Annotated in this window: 16 protein-coding genes; 4 read left to right on the top strand and 12 right to left on the bottom strand. The window is 39.6% G+C overall.

The window, feature by feature from the left end; translation table 11 throughout:
* Nucleotides 1-50 precede the first annotated feature (50 nt).
* Complete coding sequence (locus tag ACAX20_RS00630) at nt 51-1,091, top strand: GNAT family N-acetyltransferase (RefSeq protein ID WP_371187660.1); 1,041 nt, start codon at nt 51-53, stop codon at nt 1,089-1,091.
* Between the two features lie 64 nt (nt 1,092-1,155).
* On the opposite strand, the gene ACAX20_RS00625 is transcribed toward ACAX20_RS00630, so the two are convergent.
* Together ACAX20_RS00625 and ACAX20_RS00620 are read right to left on the bottom strand one after the other, a co-directional pair.
* Nucleotides 1,156-2,350, bottom strand: a protein-coding gene (locus ACAX20_RS00625; RefSeq protein WP_371187658.1) for an IS3 family transposase whose coding sequence is annotated in 2 segments (ribosomal slippage) — nt 1,156-2,107 and nt 2,106-2,350 — 1,197 coding nt in all. Because the reading frame shifts where the segments join, the coding sequence is not laid out codon by codon here.
* Between the two features lie 233 nt (nt 2,351-2,583).
* On the bottom strand, nt 2,584-3,837 hold the full coding sequence (locus ACAX20_RS00620; RefSeq protein ID WP_371187656.1) for a glycosyltransferase: 1,254 nt from the start codon (nt 3,835-3,837) through the stop codon (nt 2,584-2,586).
* On the opposite strand from ACAX20_RS00620, the gene ACAX20_RS00615 reads away from it, so the two are divergent.
* The 3 genes from ACAX20_RS00615 to ACAX20_RS00605 are packed head-to-tail and all read left to right on the top strand — an operon-like array spanning nt 3,810 to nt 6,940.
* On the top strand, nt 3,810-4,559 hold the full coding sequence (locus tag ACAX20_RS00615; protein WP_371187654.1) for a tetratricopeptide repeat protein: 750 nt from the start codon (nt 3,810-3,812) through the stop codon (nt 4,557-4,559). The two genes, ACAX20_RS00620 and ACAX20_RS00615, sit on opposite strands and share 28 nt — an antisense overlap.
* Before the next feature lie 43 nt (nt 4,560-4,602).
* Entirely contained in the window at nt 4,603-6,078 is a 1,476-nt protein-coding gene (locus tag ACAX20_RS00610) for a lipopolysaccharide biosynthesis protein (protein ID WP_371187652.1), read from the top strand.
* A complete protein-coding gene (locus ACAX20_RS00605) occupies nt 6,065-6,940 on the top strand; it encodes a glycosyltransferase family 2 protein (RefSeq protein ID WP_371187650.1) in 876 nt (291 codons plus the stop codon). The genes ACAX20_RS00610 and ACAX20_RS00605 overlap by 14 nt, the downstream gene beginning before the upstream one ends.
* Before the next feature lie 113 nt (nt 6,941-7,053).
* Here the strand turns inward: ACAX20_RS00605 and ACAX20_RS00600 are convergent, their stop codons facing one another.
* From ACAX20_RS00600 to ACAX20_RS00555, 10 genes are all read right to left on the bottom strand, one after another.
* Nucleotides 7,054-8,343 (bottom strand): putative O-glycosylation ligase, exosortase A system-associated, encoded by a 1,290-nt coding sequence (locus ACAX20_RS00600; RefSeq protein ID WP_371187648.1) that lies wholly within the window; start codon nt 8,341-8,343, stop codon nt 7,054-7,056.
* 96 nt (nt 8,344-8,439) lie between these two features.
* Nucleotides 8,440-9,705, bottom strand: a complete 1,266-nt coding sequence (locus tag ACAX20_RS00595) for a glycosyltransferase family 4 protein (RefSeq protein WP_371187646.1) — start codon at nt 9,703-9,705, stop codon at nt 8,440-8,442.
* A gap of 15 nt (nt 9,706-9,720) precedes the next feature.
* The gene (locus tag ACAX20_RS00590; RefSeq protein WP_371187644.1) at nt 9,721-10,920 is read right to left on the bottom strand and encodes a TIGR04063 family PEP-CTERM/XrtA system glycosyltransferase; all 1,200 of its coding nucleotides are present in this window, start codon (nt 10,918-10,920) and stop codon (nt 9,721-9,723) included.
* Nucleotides 10,917-12,824: an XrtA/PEP-CTERM system amidotransferase gene (locus tag ACAX20_RS00585; protein ID WP_371187642.1), complete on the bottom strand. Its 1,908-nt coding sequence runs from the start codon at nt 12,822-12,824 to the stop codon at nt 10,917-10,919. The genes ACAX20_RS00590 and ACAX20_RS00585 overlap by 4 nt, the downstream gene beginning before the upstream one ends.
* Entirely contained in the window at nt 12,812-13,996 is a 1,185-nt protein-coding gene (locus ACAX20_RS00580) for a TIGR03088 family PEP-CTERM/XrtA system glycosyltransferase (RefSeq protein ID WP_371187640.1), read from the bottom strand. The genes ACAX20_RS00585 and ACAX20_RS00580 overlap by 13 nt, the downstream gene beginning before the upstream one ends.
* A 3-nt stretch (nt 13,997-13,999) precedes the next feature.
* The gene (locus ACAX20_RS00575; RefSeq protein WP_371187638.1) at nt 14,000-15,592 is read right to left on the bottom strand and encodes a polysaccharide deacetylase family protein; all 1,593 of its coding nucleotides are present in this window, start codon (nt 15,590-15,592) and stop codon (nt 14,000-14,002) included.
* Nucleotides 15,585-17,099, bottom strand: a complete 1,515-nt coding sequence (gene xrtA, locus ACAX20_RS00570; protein WP_371187637.1) for an exosortase A — start codon at nt 17,097-17,099, stop codon at nt 15,585-15,587. Before xrtA ends, ACAX20_RS00575 begins: the two co-directional genes overlap by 8 nt.
* A complete protein-coding gene (locus tag ACAX20_RS00565) occupies nt 17,086-18,393 on the bottom strand; it encodes a TIGR03087 family PEP-CTERM/XrtA system glycosyltransferase (protein ID WP_371187635.1) in 1,308 nt (435 codons plus the stop codon). Before ACAX20_RS00565 ends, xrtA begins: the two co-directional genes overlap by 14 nt.
* A gap of 6 nt (nt 18,394-18,399) precedes the next feature.
* Entirely contained in the window at nt 18,400-19,497 is a 1,098-nt protein-coding gene (locus ACAX20_RS00560; protein ID WP_371187633.1) for a FemAB family XrtA/PEP-CTERM system-associated protein, read from the bottom strand.
* Nucleotides 19,452-20,288, bottom strand: coding sequence for an XrtA system polysaccharide deacetylase (locus ACAX20_RS00555; RefSeq protein WP_371187631.1), 837 nt, complete (start codon nt 20,286-20,288; stop codon nt 19,452-19,454). Before ACAX20_RS00555 ends, ACAX20_RS00560 begins: the two co-directional genes overlap by 46 nt.
* Nucleotides 20,289-20,291: the final 3 nt, after the last annotated feature.

Genomic DNA, 20,291 nt, shown 5'->3' with positions numbered 1-20,291 from the left:
AATTTGATTATAGATATTCCTTTAGTACCTAATAATATAAGAGCTTAGCCATGACAGAAAAATTAGAACAGAATATATTAAACTCCCCACTATGGTATCAAATCTTTATAAAATATATAGTGGATTCAAAGATGCAACCAGCCCTCTTTATGGTAGATATAGAAAAGAAGAAGTTGGCCGCGATGTTTGTGCAAGATGTTGAATCTAATACTATACATTCGATGTCAAACTACTATACACCTGAATACAATTTTTTAGACTCATGTGAACAACAATCATCTTTAATCAATAACCATATATCCCTCGATATCCAATCAATTAAAAAGACTAAATATATACAATTAGTACCTTTAAAAGATGCACAATTGAAGCTTTTCAAAAGCATTTTTGACAGTGCAAACTTCTTATGCATCCCATATCGACACTCTACTAATTGGTATGAGCCAGATATAAAAAGCGTTGACGATTACTGGAATAAACGAGGTTCGCGATTAAAAAACACGATAAGACGAAAAAAAAGTAAACTTTTAAAAAATGAACAGTTTAAAATAGTAATTCCAGAAATGACTAATGAGAAAGATTTCTACAAGTATCTAGCCCAATATCACCATGTATATTTAAAAAGCTGGAAGAAAAACGAGCCTTACCCTGAATTTATAGATGAACTCTATTATCAGGCTTGGCAAAGGGAACAATTAGTATTTGGATTCGTTTACCATAATAATTGCCCCATAGCCTCTCAAGCATGGATACTATCTAGTCAAAAAGCGCATATATATAAACTTGCTCACGACCCCGCATACACTAAACAAAGTCCAGGAAGCATTTTAACTGCTGAGTTAGTTAATCACGTTATACTGAAGCACAATATTAACTATATTGATTTTTTAACTGGAGATGATAAGTATAAAGCGGATTGGATGTCCTGCAAACAACAGCTTTGGGGCCTTCAATGTTTTAACAAGAAAATACTGACCAGCTCGTTCAAAGGGTACCTCCGCTACTATAAAAATAAGTGCAAGGCTCTTATCATTAGCTCCCCTATATACTCAAACATATTTTCATTCAGTTCTCTTGGTAAAAGACTATAGAAGCTGGAATTTATTCAGTCTGGTCAGGTGATAACAGAAAACGCTTTTATCGAGAGTATAGTGGTCAAGTTAAATTGGCCACAGTTTTATAGTTTTGCCAGTATCTTTCTTCTGACTCGTTTGGCGACAAACCAAAATTATGCTGATGTGGCCTGACTTGGCTGTAATAGCCAATAATATATTTCGTTATTTCTAACTTAGCTTCCTTGAAACTACTGTAACCCGTTGTTGGAATCCATTCCGTTTTTAAACTTCTGAAGAAACGCTCCATTGGAGCATTGTCCCAACAATTACCGCGGCGACTCATGCTTTGTTTTATCTTATAGCGCCATAACCTTTGTCTGAATTTACGACTGGTATAATGGCTCCCCTGGTCACTATGGAACATAAGGTTTTGCGGACGTCCACGTAACTCATAAGCCATCGTCAAAGCCTTAACTGTTAACTCACTGTCTGGAGAATGGGACATGGCCCACCCAACAGGTCTTCGTGCGAAGAGGTCGATTACAACCGCTAAATACGCCCAACGATTGCCTGTCCAAATGTAAGTAACATCACCACACCAGACTTGATTTGGCTCCACAACATCAAACTGTCGCTCGAGCAAATTAGGAATGGCTATATGCTCTTTCGATGCTTTCTTATAGGCATGCTGCGGCAGTTGGCAACTGACTAACCCAAGCTTTTTCATGAGCTTACTGGCACGGTAACGACTCAACGTGAGGTCACTGTCGTCTTGAGTGACTATCTCGCTAATGGTTCTCGCTCCAGCAGAGCCACCGCTTAACTCATGTGCTTCTTCTACTTTATTGATCAACGTACGTTGCTCAATCGAAAGAGACTTATCGCGTTGTTGCCAATACTTATAACTGCTGCGATGAACACCAAATACGTCGCATAACACTTTCACTGGATATTGGCTTTTTTGGCTCTTATTGAGTTTTTCGATTATTTCGAATTGTTCAATGAGTCCGACATCAACAGAGCGGTAGCCTTTTTTAATATTTCTTTCTCTAATTCAATGCGTTCGATTTTTTCTCAAGCTCACGTATTTTGAGTTGCTCTGGCGTCATTGGTGTCGCCTTCGGCGACTTCCCTTGACGTTCTTCTTTTAGCTGTTTCACCCATTTACTAATGGTTGAATAACCTACACCCATCGCCTTGGATGCTTCTTCATGGGTATAACCATGATCAACAACCAACTGGGCGGTTTCTAATTTAAATTCTGGGCTAAAATTCTTACGCGACTTCTTAGTCATTTAATTCACCTAATATTGCTATGAACGGATCATAACATCCTCTAATTAGGTGGCCAAAATAACTATGCCACTACATCAAGGTAGCCTGTAGATCAGTCAAGATTGGCAGTGTTTTCTGCGGAAGCATGGTCTCAATGATCTACTATCTCCAGTAAAGTATGAAAAACGCTATCAAAAAAAATTAAGAAGTTTCTAACTTATTGGTGGCGATTCATTATTCAAAAGTAGCGAATCTATGAAAATTTGCCCTCAGGTATGGACACAACCTCAGTCAATAACTTATCAAACTCTAGTGCTTGACTTTGCCGCGAATATCTTTTGACCTCATGCTCACTCAAAAATGTAAACGCTCCCGTATTAACCTTATCAATCAATTCGCAAATAGCTGTTTTAATCATATACGTATCATCTAGAGGGGCCAAAATTGCTTGCGGTATCTTTGACAACAGCATACCCGTGTCACCTTTACTTGGCGTTAACCCCAAGATGGGCTTACCAATACGGATATACTCGTAAACTTTAGCAGGGATTTGATAGTTACAGTTTTCAGCCTGTATCACTAACAACGCAGATGCCGCTTGCATTTCTTTGATAGCTTCGGCAAAAGTTATCAAACCTCCTATTTTTACGACATCTTCTATGTCTAACTTTTTTAATATCGGACGATATATGTGCTCATGACCACATGCTCTAAGTCGAAGCTCAAATGTTGAGCAACTAATGCTACCATCATGTTTCATTGAAGATATAGCTGCAAATAATTGACAGGGATCTCGTTCACTAGGGTATATTAATCCACTGTGAAGCAAGGTTAATTTAGGTTGATTTGGCTGATGCGGGTTTAACGACTCGATTAAATCCTCATCAAAACCATTAGGTATCAGGTTCCAGAATGATTCGGGTATTTCTGGATATTTTGATTGATAGAGCCGCTTAGCACCTTCCGTAGTTACAACAGCAAAACAGCAGTGTTTAATAATTTTACTTTCTATCCACTTAAATATCTTTCGTTTGGTTTTATTTTGTGGATAGTCATCTTGTAACATGGGGTCTCTCAGATCTGCGACCCATGGCACCTTAAACATACGATGTAAAATATACGCAATGATATGGGCCGAAGTTATTGGATAGGATGAGACGATGAGATCCACTTTAACTCTGATGAGTCGAGCACTAGCACGGAGAACACCTGTCAAAATCCAGCTCTGCCAATTATCCGGTTGAGCTAACCAACTCAAGTATTTGCCGTTAATACTCAGGTGTCTTTGAGTATTAAACGCGAAACATCGAATCACATTTGCACAGGCTGGCTCTTGCTTAGAATGCTTTGTATCAACCTTGTCATAAGCTAGCTTTTTACAGGTCAATACGTCAACGTCCCACCCTGATTTAGCTAAGTGTTTGACAAACGAAACTGTTCTATGAACACCGCTACTACCAATTATAGGGGGGTAATGATATGCAACATATAATAATTTTTTTCTCATTGTTATTAGCATTTTATATAGTTAAAGCTACCATTACTTATAACACATTTTTAACAGATCGCATGAAAATAAAAATGAAAAGAATGTTAGCTTCGTATGCATTATTTGCCCTCTCTTTTGGTGCATTAGGAGTCGATAGGGACAATGTTACTTGCGGGATCATTAATGGCAAGGCGTTAGCCAATGCCGTAGGACCTTATGATTATACAAACAAAGCCCTTCAAAAGGATTGGCAAATTGTTCTAGATTATCATTTCACTAAAGACGTAGCCTCCTTAAAGAAAGGAGCCACGGGTTCCATTTATGGTGATATTGATTACACATTGCGCGCAATACCCAATTTCCATCCTGGTCTTTTTGCATTAAATAAGTTGGCACAACGAAATAAGAGGAAGCTTGATCATCGAGTCACTCAGAGCTTTCCTTATTATACACCAGAGTGTTACTTTCGACGTGCGGAATACTTTTCCCCTAAGGATTATATAACAAAGATGCTTTTTGCGATGTATTATCATCAATCTGATGCTCTATCTAAAGCAAAGCAAAAGTACTTAGAAGCCTTAGCACTAAGCCCTAGGCATCCAGAAATAAACTACAACATAGGTCTGCTATTTGTCGATATGGGAGATTGGCGCAGAGCCCAAAAGCATGCTGATGTAGCCTACAGCCAAAATTATCCCCTGTCAGGACTAAAAAGAAAGCTCAGCGCGGCAACTCAATAACATAGCGCACAGGCTCCTCATTTATAATAACAACAGGTATCTAATGAACATTGTAAATGGTTCTTTACTAATGATAATTACAAGGCTGATTATTAAAAGCCTTGGATTAATAAGTTCAATATGCCTTGCTCGACTGTTGCAGCCTGAAGATTTCGGAATCGTTGCTATCGCTATGGCAATTTATGCATTCATCTGTCTCTTTGGTTCATTCGGTTTAGAATCAATAATCATTCAACGCCAAACCAAACATCATGATGACTATAATACCGTTTGGACAATTAACGTGCTATTTAGTTGTATCGCAGCTATATCATTAATCTTATGTGCACCTTATATCGCTATTTTTTATGATGACAGTAGGATAGTCGATGTTATCTACGCTATCTCAAGCATGTTTATTATTAGCGGATTAAGAAATATTGGCGTAATAGAGTTTCAACAAGACCTAAACTTTCAAAAAGAACTCCGTTTTCAAGTTACACCCAAACTAATTTCTTTTATTTTTACACTCACGGCAGCATATCTCTTAAATAATTATTGGGCGCTTGTATATGGGATGATTTTCAACTCTGTCCTACAAGTCATAATTAGTTATTGGATGCACCCATATCGGCCTAAATTAGGTCTAAAAAAAGCCGGCAGTATGTTGTCGTTTTCCAAATGGTTACTTGCGAATAATATTTTGTTTTATATAAATACGAGAGCAATCGATTTAATTATTGGTAAAGTTATCTCAGCTCGTGCCACGGGTGTTTTTTCGATAGCCAATGAGTTTGGTTCACTGCCAACAACTGAGATGGCCGCTCCGATAAACAAAGCAACATTTCCTGTATATTCGAAGTTAGCCAATTCACCTGTAGAGTTGCGCCACTCCTATGCAAATACAATAAGCCTTATTGGCTTATTAGCCTTACCAAGTGCTTTTGGTATAGCTATTACCTGTGAAATTTTCATTCCTGTAGCATTAGGTGAAAAATGGTTAGCTGCTATACCGATTATGCAAACAATATCATTAACGAGCATTATTACATGCTTGACGTCTAACGCCGGTTACTTGTTCATTGCTTTGGGTTTGCCTAAAGTAACATTTGCTGCAAATTTATTCAGAGCCCTTATATTAACAATATCAATGATACTATTAATTCCTGAGTATGGATTAATGGGAGCATGTTACTCAATTATTTTAAGCGCTATTGCGTCTTTCATTAACTACTCTATTCTAGTAAAAAACCAATTATCATTTTCAATATTAAACCTATTAAATACTGTTTATCGTCCGGCGCTCAGTTGCATACTCATGGTCTATGCTGTTTATCAATACCAGTTAATAGACCACAGCATGACTCTATACAACCTTTTTTTACAAATACTTATCGGCTTCATTACTTATACATCTAGTATTGTTTTGATTTGGCACTTAACAGGTAAGCAAGCCGGTATAGAAAAGGATATAGCAACAAAGTTTAACCTTTTAGTTCATAGACTAAATCAAAAGGAAAATTTCAATGACTTTAATTAGTGTAATAATTCCTACAACAGCAGAAAAAGCAAGAGCCAATTCAATAAATCGAGCAATAAACTCGATTCGCGTGGCAAGTAAGCAATCAGTTAAAATCATAGCGGCGGTAAATGGAAAGATCTATGACAACAGTGTCTTATCTTACCTTAAGAAGCAAAAAGATATATCTGTAATTTATAACCCTATAGGTTCTTTACCAATCGCGCACCTAGATGGGAGACGGCACGTTACAACTCCATATTTTGCCTTTTTAGATGATGATGATGAATTTTTTCCTGGAGCCCTAGATATACGGCTAAAAGCTTTGAGAGCCAATCCTAATGCATCTGTAGTCGTAACAGGCGGATATAGTGATCACGGCTCAACAAGGAGTTTGCATTATAAAAATTTAGCAAACGTAAGCGCGAATCCGATGGAATACTTATTTATTCAGAACTGGTTAGCTAGCTGTAATAACCTTTTCGATTCCGAAAAAGTGGGAATTGAACTTTTCGAAAAACCTATGCAATATTTTGAATGGACTTGGCTCGCATTTAAATTGGCATATAACCAGCATCAAATAATTGGACTCGATACACCAACATTTATATACCACAATACAGAAGAATCACTATCTAAAACCAACAGCTACAATAAAGCACTGCCAGAGCTAATGACACGAATGCTCAAGTACCCTCTTACGCATTCAATAAAAACAAAAATTAGAAAGCGAATGGCAAACTATCATTATTTAGTTGCGATGGAGAAGCTTAAAAACAGTAAAGTTAACGCGCTGAAACCTTACCTTATATGTTTGTTTAAATACCGAGGCTGGGAGTATTTTCCTTCCATACGCTTTTTCTTATCTAGAAAGAAGGGATAGGCGACCACTAAAAAGAAAAATATGGAGCATAGAAGATATATTGACAGATTAAGATTAAGGCTATACTAACAGTCAGTTTGTCATGTTGGCTTGGATTTGCGCAAAACTTATTGTCAACACAGAAATGAATCAGCGCCATTTTTATGCCGTTTGAGTTTGGCTTGTTCAAAGCGACTCACTACACAAACAATTGCAAACAAAATATACACTAATTGAAAATAAGCTAGGCTAACATTCATTCCCGTAACTCCATATCCTATCATTGATAGGAGTATTGCGTTGAGCAAAAGTGAATTCTTATATTTAAATGCCATAAATGCCACATTCCACAAAATTATCACAAAAATAAATAACCCAACAAAACCACTAGTGGCTAATACTTGAAAGTAGATATTGTGAGCAGCCTTAGGCAAAAGATGACTAGGTATTGGAGGGGTCTCAATATAACCAAACAAAGGGGTTTCTGGTGCGTATAGGTTCCATAAAAGGGGGTCCGAAGTTCCTTTAAAGCCGGCCCCCGTTAACGGGTCATCTATTGCGATTAACGTCGCAATCTTCCATGCCCAAAGCCTCCCAATAAACGAACCATCCTGTGTTGTTGCTGTTTGAATTGTTGCTTGACGCTGTTTCCAATCTTCTGGTGCAATCTGACTCACGACAGGAAGACAAATAAGCGCCAAAATTAATAAAGCCATTTTGTAATTCGAACGCAGCCACCAAAACAAAAGTAGCAAGCTCAAGCCAACAAATCCGCCACGCGAAAATGTCCCAATGATAGCTATCAGATTCAATATAAACAAGATACTTAACCCTATTTTAAACCAGCGAGATTTTACTCTGTGGATAAGGTAAATAATTAACGGTAAACACATGTTAATTGCTACAGCTAAATCATTTCTATCTGCGATAATTCCAGCTACACCAACAATTTTATGTCCCCCTGCAGATAATAAAAACTTAACAGCTTCCATTCCAGCATAGGCTGGAATGGATAAAATGATTGCCCAAACTATCGTGTCTATTTTTTTGGGAGTATCACAAATCAAACAAACCAACCAAAATAGTGTGAACATCTTTAAAAATTCAATAAACTTACCCCAAACAAAACCACTATCTACTTGATTATGAAAAATAGTACTTATAAGCATCCAAAAACCAAACAACAACATCCATAAATGTATTTTACTATAGGATATCGATGGTTTATTTTTCATAAACATATAAGAGATACATACTACTATGCCTATAGTAAAACTAAGCCGAAAGTCTCTCGAAAAACCAAAGGCCCAGTTTGCTGGAGCAATTAGTGAAATCCATACCCATGCAGCTAGGCCAAGATGCGGTCGCATGAAAGCAAAATATATAGCAATAAATAGGAATAAAACTAAGATTAGGTCTCTCAAGGCTTATTACTCTCATTTTCGCTAGCTGTATCATCCTTCGCGCCCCACCAAAACAATACACACATTGCTATTATATCGACTAACAAAAATAGACTATCAATCATGTTTTATATCCTCGACAACGGAGTTAACTTCTCTATCAGGCTTATTGACTCCAATATTTACACATTGTGTTTTCGAAGATACACTCAAATTACAAAATATTTGGTATTGCTTATTAGATACCTCTTGCCAATCAAATTTTTCAGCATAATTACGAATGGTATCGCGACACAAACCGTATGATTTTATTTGTCGAATCGCTTCAACTATGGAGTTATAATCTCTCTCGATTAAGATACCGACAGTATGATCAGCGATAATTTCAGGATTCCCTCCAACCTTTGTTGCGATAACCGGGGTACCACATGCTAAAGATTCGAGCAGAACATTCGCCCATCCCTCTCTACTTGATGCCAATATACTGACATCCGCAATTTGAAAGTATTCTGCAACTTGCGACTGTTTTAACCGACCTAAGAAAGTTATGCGATCTGCCACTCCTTCAGCTATAGCTAATGCTTGCAAATTTTCTTTGCGTGGTCCTTCGCCAATTAAAAATAATTGTGCATCGTCAATTTTCGCTACTGCACGAATAATTAAATCATGTCCTTTTAATGGCACTAAATTACCTACACTCACGATTATGAATTTTTTCGAGGTTAATAATTTCCTATTATTCTCTCTATCTGTCGAAGGCGTGAATAAGTTCAAATCGACACCATTACGAATTACTGTAATTTTACTTCTATCAATACCTAAACCTATCAAAACATCACGTAATGCTTGAGAAACTGTTATACAATGATCGGCACATTTAGCACTCCACTGAATCATCTTTCTCGGAATAGAATACGAAGGTAACAAGTTCAAGTCACTACCACGTGCACTGAGCGTAAAAGGAATCTTATACAGTTTGCCTACTATTGCGACAGCTACGCCATCAGGATAAAAATAATGACCGTCAATAACATCATATAAGGAACCTGTTTTGTGAATTTTCCTCATTGTTTTTATCAATGATAATGCCATGAAAAATGGGGTAAAAATCATGCCTAGTTTCGGTACAACTAGGTATTTGGGATGGTATATATGAACCCCATCAACAACTTCATCCGAAGGCACCTGAGCGTACTCAGCATATTTTCCAAATATTTTATTGCGCCAAGGAAACCAAGGAACTGGTGCTATAACCGTATGCTCAATATCCGAGTGATAATGGCGCAGTGCTAGTAGTCTGTTACGAATAAAAATCCCGAAATTAGGGTTTCTAGAGTTCGGATAGAGGCTTGTTATTGTTAAGAGCTTTAAGGGATTTCCCATAGAATACCTCATGCGCTACTCACCCAGCAACCTCTGATAAAAAGGCAAGTAGATTTCCACACTACGCACCCAGTTGCGCGTATCGCAAATGGTACCGGCTTTGTCGCTCACTAGCTGATACAGTGACTGTGGCGCATTGGCAAACGCTATCACTTTATCAATCAAGTCTTGCTCAGAATCAGCTCTAAATAACATTTGTTGCATACTGCTATCTAGTAACTCTTTATGACCTCCGACATCCGAGGCAAGAAAAGGCTTGCCTTGTGCGAAAGCCTCTAGCGGTTTCAACGGGGTTACTAACTCTGTTAGGCGCTCGCGCTTGCGAGGAAATACCAATAAGTCAATTAAGCTGTAATATCGTTGCACAAGCTCATGATCAACCCGGCCGGTGAAAACCACCGAAGCCTCTAGACCTAACTCAGCAACCAAATTCTTTAATTTTTGCTCTTGTGGTCCGCCACCCACAAGCAACAGCTTAATATTATGATGTTGTAGCTTAGACATGGCTCGAATAGCCATATCTATGCCTTCGTACTCATAAAACGAGCCAATAAAACCAATGACATGACATTCTTGCAGCTCTAGTTGCTGTAACAACGTCAAGTCTTTGCTGGTCTGTGGTTTAAACTTGTCAATGTCCACCGCATTCGGAATCACAAAAAACTTATCGGCACTGATACCGCGGGCAACGAGATCCTGCTTTAAGCCATGGCATATGGTCGAAACCATATCGGCACGCTTAACAACGAAAGTCTCTAATGCTCGTGTTAACTTATAGCGCAAGCCGCCGGCTTTACAGGTACCGTGATTGACGGCAGCATCTTCCCAAAAGGCTCGAATCTCATAAACAAATGGTAGATTATATTTTTTTGCTGCAAGCCACGTTGCCAAACCATTCAAGGCCGGAGAGTGTGCATGTAATATATCGGGTTGCTCCCGGTTAATAACCTTGATGAGTTTCTTATAGAGTGTCCAAACCACATGCAAATCCCTCACCACGGGAATTTTGGTCAGCAAATGATAAAACTTGTGAACACGGTAAAAGCGAATTCCATCTGTTACTTCACTATCTTTAGTACTCGGGCCCTGCTTTAAACCGGTCACATGACATGTTTCAATACCAAGTTGCTGCTGATATTTGATAATGGCACGACTTCGAAAGGTATAACCACTTTGTAGCGGAATAGAGTGGTCAAATACATGTAACACTTTCATCGGCCAACTCCTGTAACGCCCGCATGCTGCATGAAACCTGCAAACATCATTAACGTCCACAATGGCGCGCTGTTATCTTTTACGCCACCAACATGGTCATCAATCAGCTTCTCTAAAGTAGGCATCGAGAAGATATCACTATCGCGCATCACATCCGATAATAGTGTTTGTCTTAACTTATCTTGCAATGGTCCTCTAAACCACTCCGCCAGAGGAACTGCAAAGCCCATCTTATTGCGATATAACACATCATTGGGCAGTAATGGCTGCATTTGTTTTTTTAAGGTAAATTTTCCAATACCCTGCTGAATATTGTCATTGGTAGATGCTTGAAAACCCCACTCAACGAGTTTGTGATCTAGGAACGGTACTCGTACTTCTAGTGAATGGGCCATACTCGCTCGGTCAACTTTTGTTAAAATATCACCAACCAAATAGGTTTTTAAATCAAGGTATTGTGCAGTCTTGATAGGGTCTAGGTTGATTGTTTTATCACGGTATTGATCAAACACCTGCAATGAGCTATATCCATTCAAAGTCTTTTTGAAACTAGCGGAATACAGTTTACGCCGCTCGTCTTCACGTAAAATGGAAATCGAATTAAGGTATCCTGCCACGCCATCAAGTGCCAGTGATTGAAATGTTGTTTTGGCTCGTAAGAATCTAGGCGCCCAATCGAGTTTTGGATAAAGCTCGCCCAATGGACCAAATACTGGTTTACGAATCGACCAAGGAATAGCCGCACGCAACTTCTCTTCACGACCGTGCATTACATAGCGGCGATAGCCTGCAAATAATTCATCGGCCCCATCACCACTGAGTGCGACAGTGACATGTTCACGTGCTAACTGGCAGACCCGGTAAGTAGGCAATGCTGAACTGTCCGCATAAGGCTCGTCATATAAACTGGCAAGCTCATCAATAAGCTCAAAGTCATCCTGGCGCACCTGCTTAACCCTATGATTGGTATGATAACGATCCGCCACCTGTTCAGCAAATTCTGTCTCATTAAACTTGGCACTATCAAAACCAATAGAGCAGGTATTCACGGGTTCTGATTGCAATTGCGACATCATCGCCACTACACTACTCGAATCAACACCTCCGGACAAAAATGCTCCTAGAGGGACGTCCGCCACCATACGAATTTGTACCGCTTCCTTGAGACGAGTAATCAGTTGATCATTGAACTCCTGTTCATCCAAACCACATGGCTCAGTAGGAATATCCCAGTATTGTTTAGGTTGCAGTAATTGGGATTGTGATTTTTTTATTGTCAGGGTATGCCCTGGTGGTAGCTTATAGGTGTTCTTATAAATACTGTGCGGTTCCGGTATATAACCAAAGGTAAAATAGTCCTCGATAGCCGTTATGCGCAGTCGCTTATCAAACTCCGGGTGCTCCACTAACACTTTCAGTTCGGATGCAAATATAAACTCACTACTGTCTGTCAGACTATAATAAAGTGGTTTGATCCCAAGCCTATCTCGGGCTAAAAACAACTGCGCTGTTTGCTTGTCCCAAATCGCAAACGCAAACATACCTCGCAAGTGGTTTACGCATAACTCGCCCCAATGTAAATAAGCATTTAATATGGTTTCCGTATCACCGTCAGTATTAAAATGGAAACCATACCCTATAAGCTCTTGGCGCAATTCTTTAAAATTATAAATTTCACCATTAAACACAATAACCGCACGCCCACAAGCACTGTGCATGGGTTGCGGACTACCTTCAAGGTCGATGATAGATAAACGACGGTGGGCTAAGGCAATACCTGCTTCAAAAAAATAATCTCCGGCATCAGGACCACGATGATACTGCTTATCGTTCATACGCTGTATCAACGAGGCATCAATATGTCGCTGTTTATGTAGGTCAAATATGCCCGCTATACCACACATGTGTCGTGCTCCTTATTATTTTTATCATATACACTTGCGTACTGCTCAACCATTGCTGTTAGGCTGAAGTTTTTCCGGCAATGTTGCAACACAAGTTCACCATGCAAACGACATAGCTGAGTGTTGTTGACATACTGCCCCATAGCCCTGACAAGCTGCTCATCATCTTCAACATCGACGACATTTCCTGACCATAGCGCTGGCGGTATAAGTTCTTTATTACCCCCTACATTTGTCGCTATAACAGGCACCCCACAGGCCATCGACTCAAGTAAGGTATTTGATATCCCTTCTGCTTTTGACGGCAAAACAAACACATCAAAAGCATTAATAACCGTCGCGACATCATCCCTTGCACCGGCAAAAAGAACATACTCATCAACTCTATAGTCAACTGCTAACTTTTTTAATGGCAATTCTTCGCGGCCACAGCCTACTATGATCAACTTTAGACCAAATTTGGCATTTTGGTAGTGCTTTACAAGTTGAGCGAACGCCCGAATAAGGTATGCTTGATTTTTTACAAGCGCGAGTCGACCAACAGTGCCAAAGACAAGGTCTGTCGGAGCTAAAAACTCAGCAAATGGGTTATGTTGATTATCTAATGGCTGAAACTTTTTCGTATTAACGCCATTACAAATACGACTCACTCGCTCTGGTTGAATACGAATGACGTGTTGCAAGTACTGCTCTGCTTCACTAGACAAAGCAATATAGTGATGAACAATCGGTTTAATCAGACGGCGTAGTTTTTGATAACGAGTGTTACTACCATGCAAATCATTAACATCCCAGCCATGCTCACCATGAATTCTAATAGGCACCCCTGCACAAAAGGCAGCTATTTGAGCTTCTAAACCACTTAGGTTTCGCGAGTGAAATATTGATGGTCTAAGTCTTCGAATTAAAAAGTAACACTTTATTAACCAAGAGAAGCCTAACCCTTGTTTTTTTTCTAAGTCGTATAATTCTACATTAGCAGTCTTAATCCTTGTCGCAAAATCAGGATCGTGCTTAGTTATGGATATAATACTATGGTGATAGCGATCTTCAGGAAGAGAATTGATTAAGTTAACCATACCATTCTCTAGCCCGCCAATCACAAACCCATGAACAATGTGAACTATGTGAATTTTTTTATATTGACCTGTACTTTCCTCTACGCTTAACAAAACTCACCCCCAACCATAAATTCTAGCTTTTACGGCCAAAAGAGAAAATTTCCAATCAATACCCTTTCTCCTAATATTGGCTAAATCGATATCCCGATTACTTCCGCCATACGCAGACAAGACAGCTCGATACCCAACTTCTTTAGCCCTCTGCAAACACTGATAGTTAAAATCATTAATACCTCCATACGGATAAGCTAAAACAGGAATGTCTTGTTGAAGATTAGACTCTATATGCAACTTTGATTTAGTGAACTCTTGTATCAATGTATCATCATCGACATCACTGCAGCGAATATGCGAGCAAGTGTGAGAACCAATAAACATGCCATGGTATTTCATCTCATTTAACTGGCGCCAATTCATATTTTCGAATTTTTTACCAGAACTATCATCATGTTCAAACGGAGTATTATTTTCAATATTCTCGGTGCTAACGAAAAAAGACGCGGGTATTCCATGCTTGGCACAAATAGGGTAAGCATGATGATAGTTATCTAAATACCCATCATCGAATGTAATTATCACTATTGGCTTTTTCACTGTTCGGTCGACTTTACCCGTAACCAAACTGGAAATCGAAGACACAACAAATTTTTGATTTATCATGCTCATCTGTTCATCAAACTGCTCAATACCGACCGTTAGCGAATCTCTATCCCTATCATTAACTCGATGGTATAGAAGAACTGAAACTTCTTGTCTGCCCAAAAAACCCAAAAGCCAACCTTTGATTGGTCCAAATATGAAAGACCAAAAAATGAACGCTGAAGATTTTAATACTTGTCTTAAAAAAACTTCATCCCTAATGCATTGCCTCTTTTGGCATAATTCTTTCTCAAGTCGAAGGGGTGGTTTTGTATAAACTTTGCTGTTTTCATACGATAGTTTCGTAAAGCTTTGACCATCAAAAACTTTATCTATCGCCTCTAACATTAAATCTACACCGACTTCATCTAATCTTACTTTAAGCCCTCGAGGCGTTGAATATCGATCAATCGGCACAAGTTGCTGACACACCAAATCTCCTTTATCTAAAAACTCGCTCATCGTGTGTACAGAGCAACCAACTTCAGTTTCTCCATTATAAACTTCCCAAAATGCTGGCGGCATTCCTCGATATTCAGGAAGTTTACCTTTGTGCAAGTTTAGATTTTCAATCTTAGCGATATCTAATACATCCTTTGACAGTATGGGAGCCGCAATTGATATACCAATTGTTGGTTGGAAGTCCTTTATTAATTTGAATGATGCCTTTGAGTTAATATTCTCGACAGAGCAAAGTGATATTCGGTTGTGATTATCTACCAATCTCTGGTAATTAATAACCTCATCGTGAATATTTCCATTTTGTGAGATACCGTTTAATAACCTTTGGCAACATATACTGAACACTTCTTGAATCCGATAAATGCCATTGAGTCTCAAGTTCATTAATTGAGCACGTAGCACTTTCGATAATGGTCCCTTTCTTTTATCGATAAAAACCATAACTGTAGCTTCGCGATATTTTTCAGCTATACTAAAAATACTTTTCAAGGTGTAATAGCTCATATCACCAGTATAAATTGCAATATTTACGCTTCTCTTATTCAAACTTATTCACCTCCTCACCTAATGCCTCGCTACGCATTGCAACAACTGAATCTAAATGCTGTACATACATAGGGCTTGTCAAATAGTCAATAAATCGACCTTTTGCTCTCTGTTTTTCCACAGGAAGCGACAAAGCAAACACGTAACTATATCGCTTATCTCCCCGCAAACTCTGCCATGCCTGAGCTAATTTGGCGATGTTTTGATCGGTATAGTAAGCGCTACCCACACCGTAGTGATAAAGGTAAGTTAATGACTTTTGTTGGATATCTCGCAACTCAATTAGGCGAAATGGTTGCGAATTGATATGTAATATTTCTGAGCTAACAATCGTCCATCGATTTGGGTTATGTGTCTGATTATGATGATTTATTAACTCACCCACATCTTGTTTATTGGCATAAAATGCTTGAAAGATGTCAATACCATCGACGGCAACTTGCTCATGCTTTAAGGCATTCTGAAATTCAATACCCCATAAATCTTCGCCAGCCATATTTTGTCTTTTCCCCACATCTTTAGGCTGTTGTAAATTGGGATTGGCTGTTGACGCATGCACGCTGGCCCAAGTCACTGTATCCACATTTTTTTGCAACTGTATTGTCAGCAAAAGGGTAACTATTAGGGCTGAAATATGTCCATATAATACGCTAGTATCAGCTTTCACAAAGCCACTTGCCGTGCTCGCCTTGTGCCCACAATCGGCAAACTTATTACCGATATAAAACATAAGCACGATAACGAAACCGAAAAACAGCCAACCATAGATCAAATGGTCCACCCCTGTGGCATATTTCATATCGGATGTATGCGCAATAAACATGATTAAAAATGCTCGAATGCCATTGGCGACAATAGGCATCGCGATAGAAAATGCTATAAACAATAGTTGTTTGGGCAATGAGCGGTAAGTTAAATGAGCGTAAACAGTGCCTAGCGCTAAGCACGCGATTAAATAACGGATGCCAGAGCAAGCGACCGCGACTTCAAACATACCTGATGGCAGTTGAATATAGAGCCCTTCTCTGAAATTACTAATACCGAATAGATTGAGCATTAACACACTAATATCAGCGGTAATTTCTTGTAGCGCGGGAATTAAGTTTTCGCCCATTGGCACCATAAAAATTAAGTAAGCCAAAGGAAATTTGTAATGCCAGGCTAGATGATGACCGATTAACGTATAACAAATAAAGATCAGCGCCAGCACCGCTGACAGTTGCATCAACACATTTATATCGGCGGCGAACGCTAACAGGTAAACCGCACAGACTAACACTAATAAGACGACGCCAAGCCAAGTCGGTGATGCTGTAGCGTGCTTTAGGTGACAGCGTTGACGCAATAATAAATAAACGCTGATAGGTAAAATGAAATAGCCATGCGCGAAAGTATCTGAACGACGCCAAATCGCTTCCATAGCAAAAACGGCATCCCAAAAGACAATCAGCCAAATTAGTACACTTAATGTCAATAGCAGTAAAAAACGATAACTAGCGATAGGCATTACTAACCTCTTGAGAACTAGTTAGCTCTAATAAATCATCGCCTGAAGACGATACAGAGTCACAATCAATAGCAGGTAACGGATAAAATCGTCTCGCAAAATTCGCTAATGTATTTTGCCAAGTAAAGCGCTCAAGCAGCCACGCTCTATTTGTTGATTGGTTACGAGCCCCAGCTAACAAAGCCAAACAGTGTTCGGCAAATTCCTGGGCATCATCGGTTAATCGAACACTGTTAGAATTGGGCGCATTGATACCTTCCATTGCCATATAAGTACAAACTACAGGGCGGTCCATAGCCATGGCTTCCAACACCTTATTTTGAATACCTCGCGCAATTTGCAGAGGCGCAACCACGCAACGACTTTGTAAGATATATGGACGCACATCAATGACCCTTCCAGTTACGGTCACTGACTTCTGTGAAAGCGCGCGAACTTTTGCAGTAGGATTACCACCTACAATGTAAAAATGGGCTTCTGGAAAATGCGCTAATATTTGCGGCCAAACTTCAGCAACAAACCAGATAACAGCATCCACATTGGCGGCATAATCCATTGCACCTGTAAATACCACGCTGCGCGACAACAGTGGTGCAGATAAAGGTTCGATATCTGTTGCACCAGGGGCAAAGTATTCAACATCAACACCGTTTAACACACCAGACACTTTATGGTGTAAATCGGCTCGAGTTTGACTTTTAAATAAATTGGCTTCGTCATCCGATACCAATAGGCTGTGATTAAACACGTCGCAAATTTGCCGTTCAAGCTTAGACAATGTCAGAAACTCTCGCTGGTAGAGCCAACGCCACAACCAAGCAAATACACCCGACTGAGTTGTAGCGTACTGTCGCCATTTATCCGAGTCCACATCAACTAAATCGATTACTCGGTGTAATTGGTTGTATTCATCCGACATCACGTATTGGGCCATTGACGATGAGTAAACAAAGGCGTAATTGATCGATTTACTAACGACGATGTGTTTCACCCAGTTTTGCATTGATTGCCTATAGTAATATGGCTCAGTTATCGATTTACCTGTAGCGAGCGCCGTTAACCCCATGCATTTCGATAGCAGCTTATGCTGCCGTAACGCCATTACCTGCTTGCAGTAGGGCAGCAATGCACGCTCTCTTCCTTGATCACTGGCATCATCAATAAAACAACCAAGATAAACATCAAAATCTTCGCTTAACTTTTTCAGCATGTTAAACGAGCGAATTTTGTCACCCTTATCAGGCGGGAAAGGTATGCGATGTGCAAGAAATAATAATCCGGGTTTCTCAGTCATAAACAATCACCCTAAACTCTTTGCTAAATATGGCCCAAAACACTGGCTGATACCTAGCGGTAGCCGTTTCCATAGTTTTATAAAAAATTGATACTTGGGATTGTTTGGTGACAAATTAGGTAACTCCGTCGCCTCAACAAGGTGATAACAATAGTGCAATGGCTGAGGCGTAATACCCCAATTTTTTTTATAACGAAAAGCTCCACTGTCGTTTTTACTGCGGCCAAAATCAAACTCAGTGAGCCCTTTACCCGCGGCTCGGTTCATCAATTGATAATACATAAAGTCCATTGCTTTATACTGTTTACACTCAGCATCGCTACCTGCGTAATATGGGAGGATTTGCTGCTGATGGATAAAGCTCAATACACTCGTGATTGGTTTGCGGTCGTGCTCGACAGTCAGTAAATCAATATCGGCCGAAAAAGCATCCACTAACTCGTAAAAATAACGCTTAGTCATAACCGGAGTACCGTGATCACGAAAGTTAATCGACAATAATCGATAGAATTGGTCGATTGTCGCACTACTCAGGGAGAGCCCATTTTTTAACGAATGACGAACCACTGCTCGTTGTTTTTTGCGTATTTTTTGTAAATTTTTCTCTGGTTCAGGAACAATTTCTGTAATAAATGTTGCATGCTTACTCTGCTCGGTAAGTAAACTTTTAGTTTTTTGTTTATACCGCAGTTCCAAATAATCAACACGTAACTGTTCAGCCAAATCAATTGCTGATTTTTCCAGCAATATATGAACATTGTGATCATCGGCGACGGCGCCGCCATAAACACAAAATGGCGACGATATTAGCGCATGCGCAAACAAACGACTTTTCACCTCAAAGAGAGGTAACACACCAACAACTTTGGGGCCTTGTTCAGTTTCCCTTGTGGCAATTAGAGAGTGATTACGATGGTCAAATGCATTACACAATACTGTTTGCCAACCAAAGCGGTGACAGAACGTCGAATCTTGGTGACTTTTCACATAACAATCCCATGCTTCAAAGTCGGCATCTGTTGCCCTATTGACCGTTACAGTTTGTATTTCTTCTGCCATCATATCGCTTGCTTCCCAAAGTAAAGTTGTTGAAAAGATTTCCATTCATGATGCTTTAATAAACATGTCAACTTCTGTTGCATGCGATGTAAATTGGTGTAATGACGAAACTTAGACTTTAACGGCACGCCCTTAATACGAGGCTGCTCTGGATCGATTTCCCAAGGGTGAAAGTAAAAAACATAAGGATCTCGATCGCTATCCTGATAACGTTTTATCGCTGCGACGGATAACCAATACGGTAATAAACGAAAGTATCCGCCTCCCGAAATTGGCCAGTTCTTGTTAGCAATCTTCAATGTCGACATAGGGATTTCCAATAAGCCACTAGCGGTTTTATAGGACTGCCGTTGTCCATTCGGTTCACCATACAGGTCATGCTTGACAGGGTAGGTACTGGAACTGTATTTAAATCCAAGCTCAGACAACGTATCCATCACTTCAATATTTCGACTAGAAATAGAGAAACTCGGCGCGCGATAGCCGATAACTTGTTGACCGGATACATCTTCCAGTAATTTTTTGCTGTCACCTATATCGGTCTTGATCTGTTCATCAGTTAATGATGTTAAGCGTTGATGAAAATAGCCATGACTCGCCAACTCATGCCCCTCAGTAACAATGCGCTGCACCAAGGACGGATAATGTTCAGCAACCCACCCCAAGACAAAAAAAGTCGCTTTGGCATTGTGCTCATCTAATAAGTCCAAAATTTTGTGAGTGTTTTTTTCAACTCGTACCGGTAAGCTTGGCCAATCATGTCTTTGTATTTTTTGCTCAAAGGCTGAAACATGAAAATAATCTTCAACATCAACGGTCATAGCACCAACATGCATGAT

Origin of the sequence: Thalassotalea sp. Sam97, assembly GCF_041379765.1 — a bacterium.
Lineage (GTDB): Bacteria > Pseudomonadota > Gammaproteobacteria > Enterobacterales > Alteromonadaceae > Thalassotalea_A > Thalassotalea_A maritima.
Note: the sequence above shows the minus strand (reverse complement) of the source record. Positions and strands in the feature narration are given on the sequence as shown.

Excerpts from the sequence above, each read along its gene's own strand:
- ACAX20_RS00630 (WP_371187660.1), top strand. The coding sequence starts at position 51 with ATGACAGAAAAATTAGAACAGAATATATTAAACTCCCCACTATGGTAT.
- xrtA (WP_371187637.1), bottom strand. The coding sequence starts at position 17,099 with ATGCCTATCGCTAGTTATCGTTTTTTACTGCTATTGACATTAAGTGTA.
- ACAX20_RS00555 (WP_371187631.1), bottom strand. The coding sequence starts at position 20,288 with ATGCATGTTGGTGCTATGACCGTTGATGTTGAAGATTATTTTCATGTT.
- ACAX20_RS00595 (WP_371187646.1), bottom strand. The coding sequence starts at position 9,705 with ATGGGAAATCCCTTAAAGCTCTTAACAATAACAAGCCTCTATCCGAAC.
- ACAX20_RS00560 (WP_371187633.1), bottom strand. The coding sequence starts at position 19,497 with ATGGAAATCTTTTCAACAACTTTACTTTGGGAAGCAAGCGATATGATG.
- ACAX20_RS00585 (WP_371187642.1), bottom strand. The coding sequence starts at position 12,824 with ATGTGTGGTATAGCGGGCATATTTGACCTACATAAACAGCGACATATT.
- ACAX20_RS00620 (WP_371187656.1), bottom strand. The coding sequence starts at position 3,837 with ATGAGAAAAAAATTATTATATGTTGCATATCATTACCCCCCTATAATT.
- ACAX20_RS00590 (WP_371187644.1), bottom strand. The coding sequence starts at position 10,920 with ATGAAAGTGTTACATGTATTTGACCACTCTATTCCGCTACAAAGTGGT.
- ACAX20_RS00615 (WP_371187654.1), top strand. The coding sequence starts at position 3,810 with ATGCAACATATAATAATTTTTTTCTCATTGTTATTAGCATTTTATATA.
- ACAX20_RS00610 (WP_371187652.1), top strand. The coding sequence starts at position 4,603 with ATGAACATTGTAAATGGTTCTTTACTAATGATAATTACAAGGCTGATT.
- ACAX20_RS00605 (WP_371187650.1), top strand. The coding sequence starts at position 6,065 with ATGACTTTAATTAGTGTAATAATTCCTACAACAGCAGAAAAAGCAAGA.
- ACAX20_RS00565 (WP_371187635.1), bottom strand. The coding sequence starts at position 18,393 with ATGACTGAGAAACCCGGATTATTATTTCTTGCACATCGCATACCTTTC.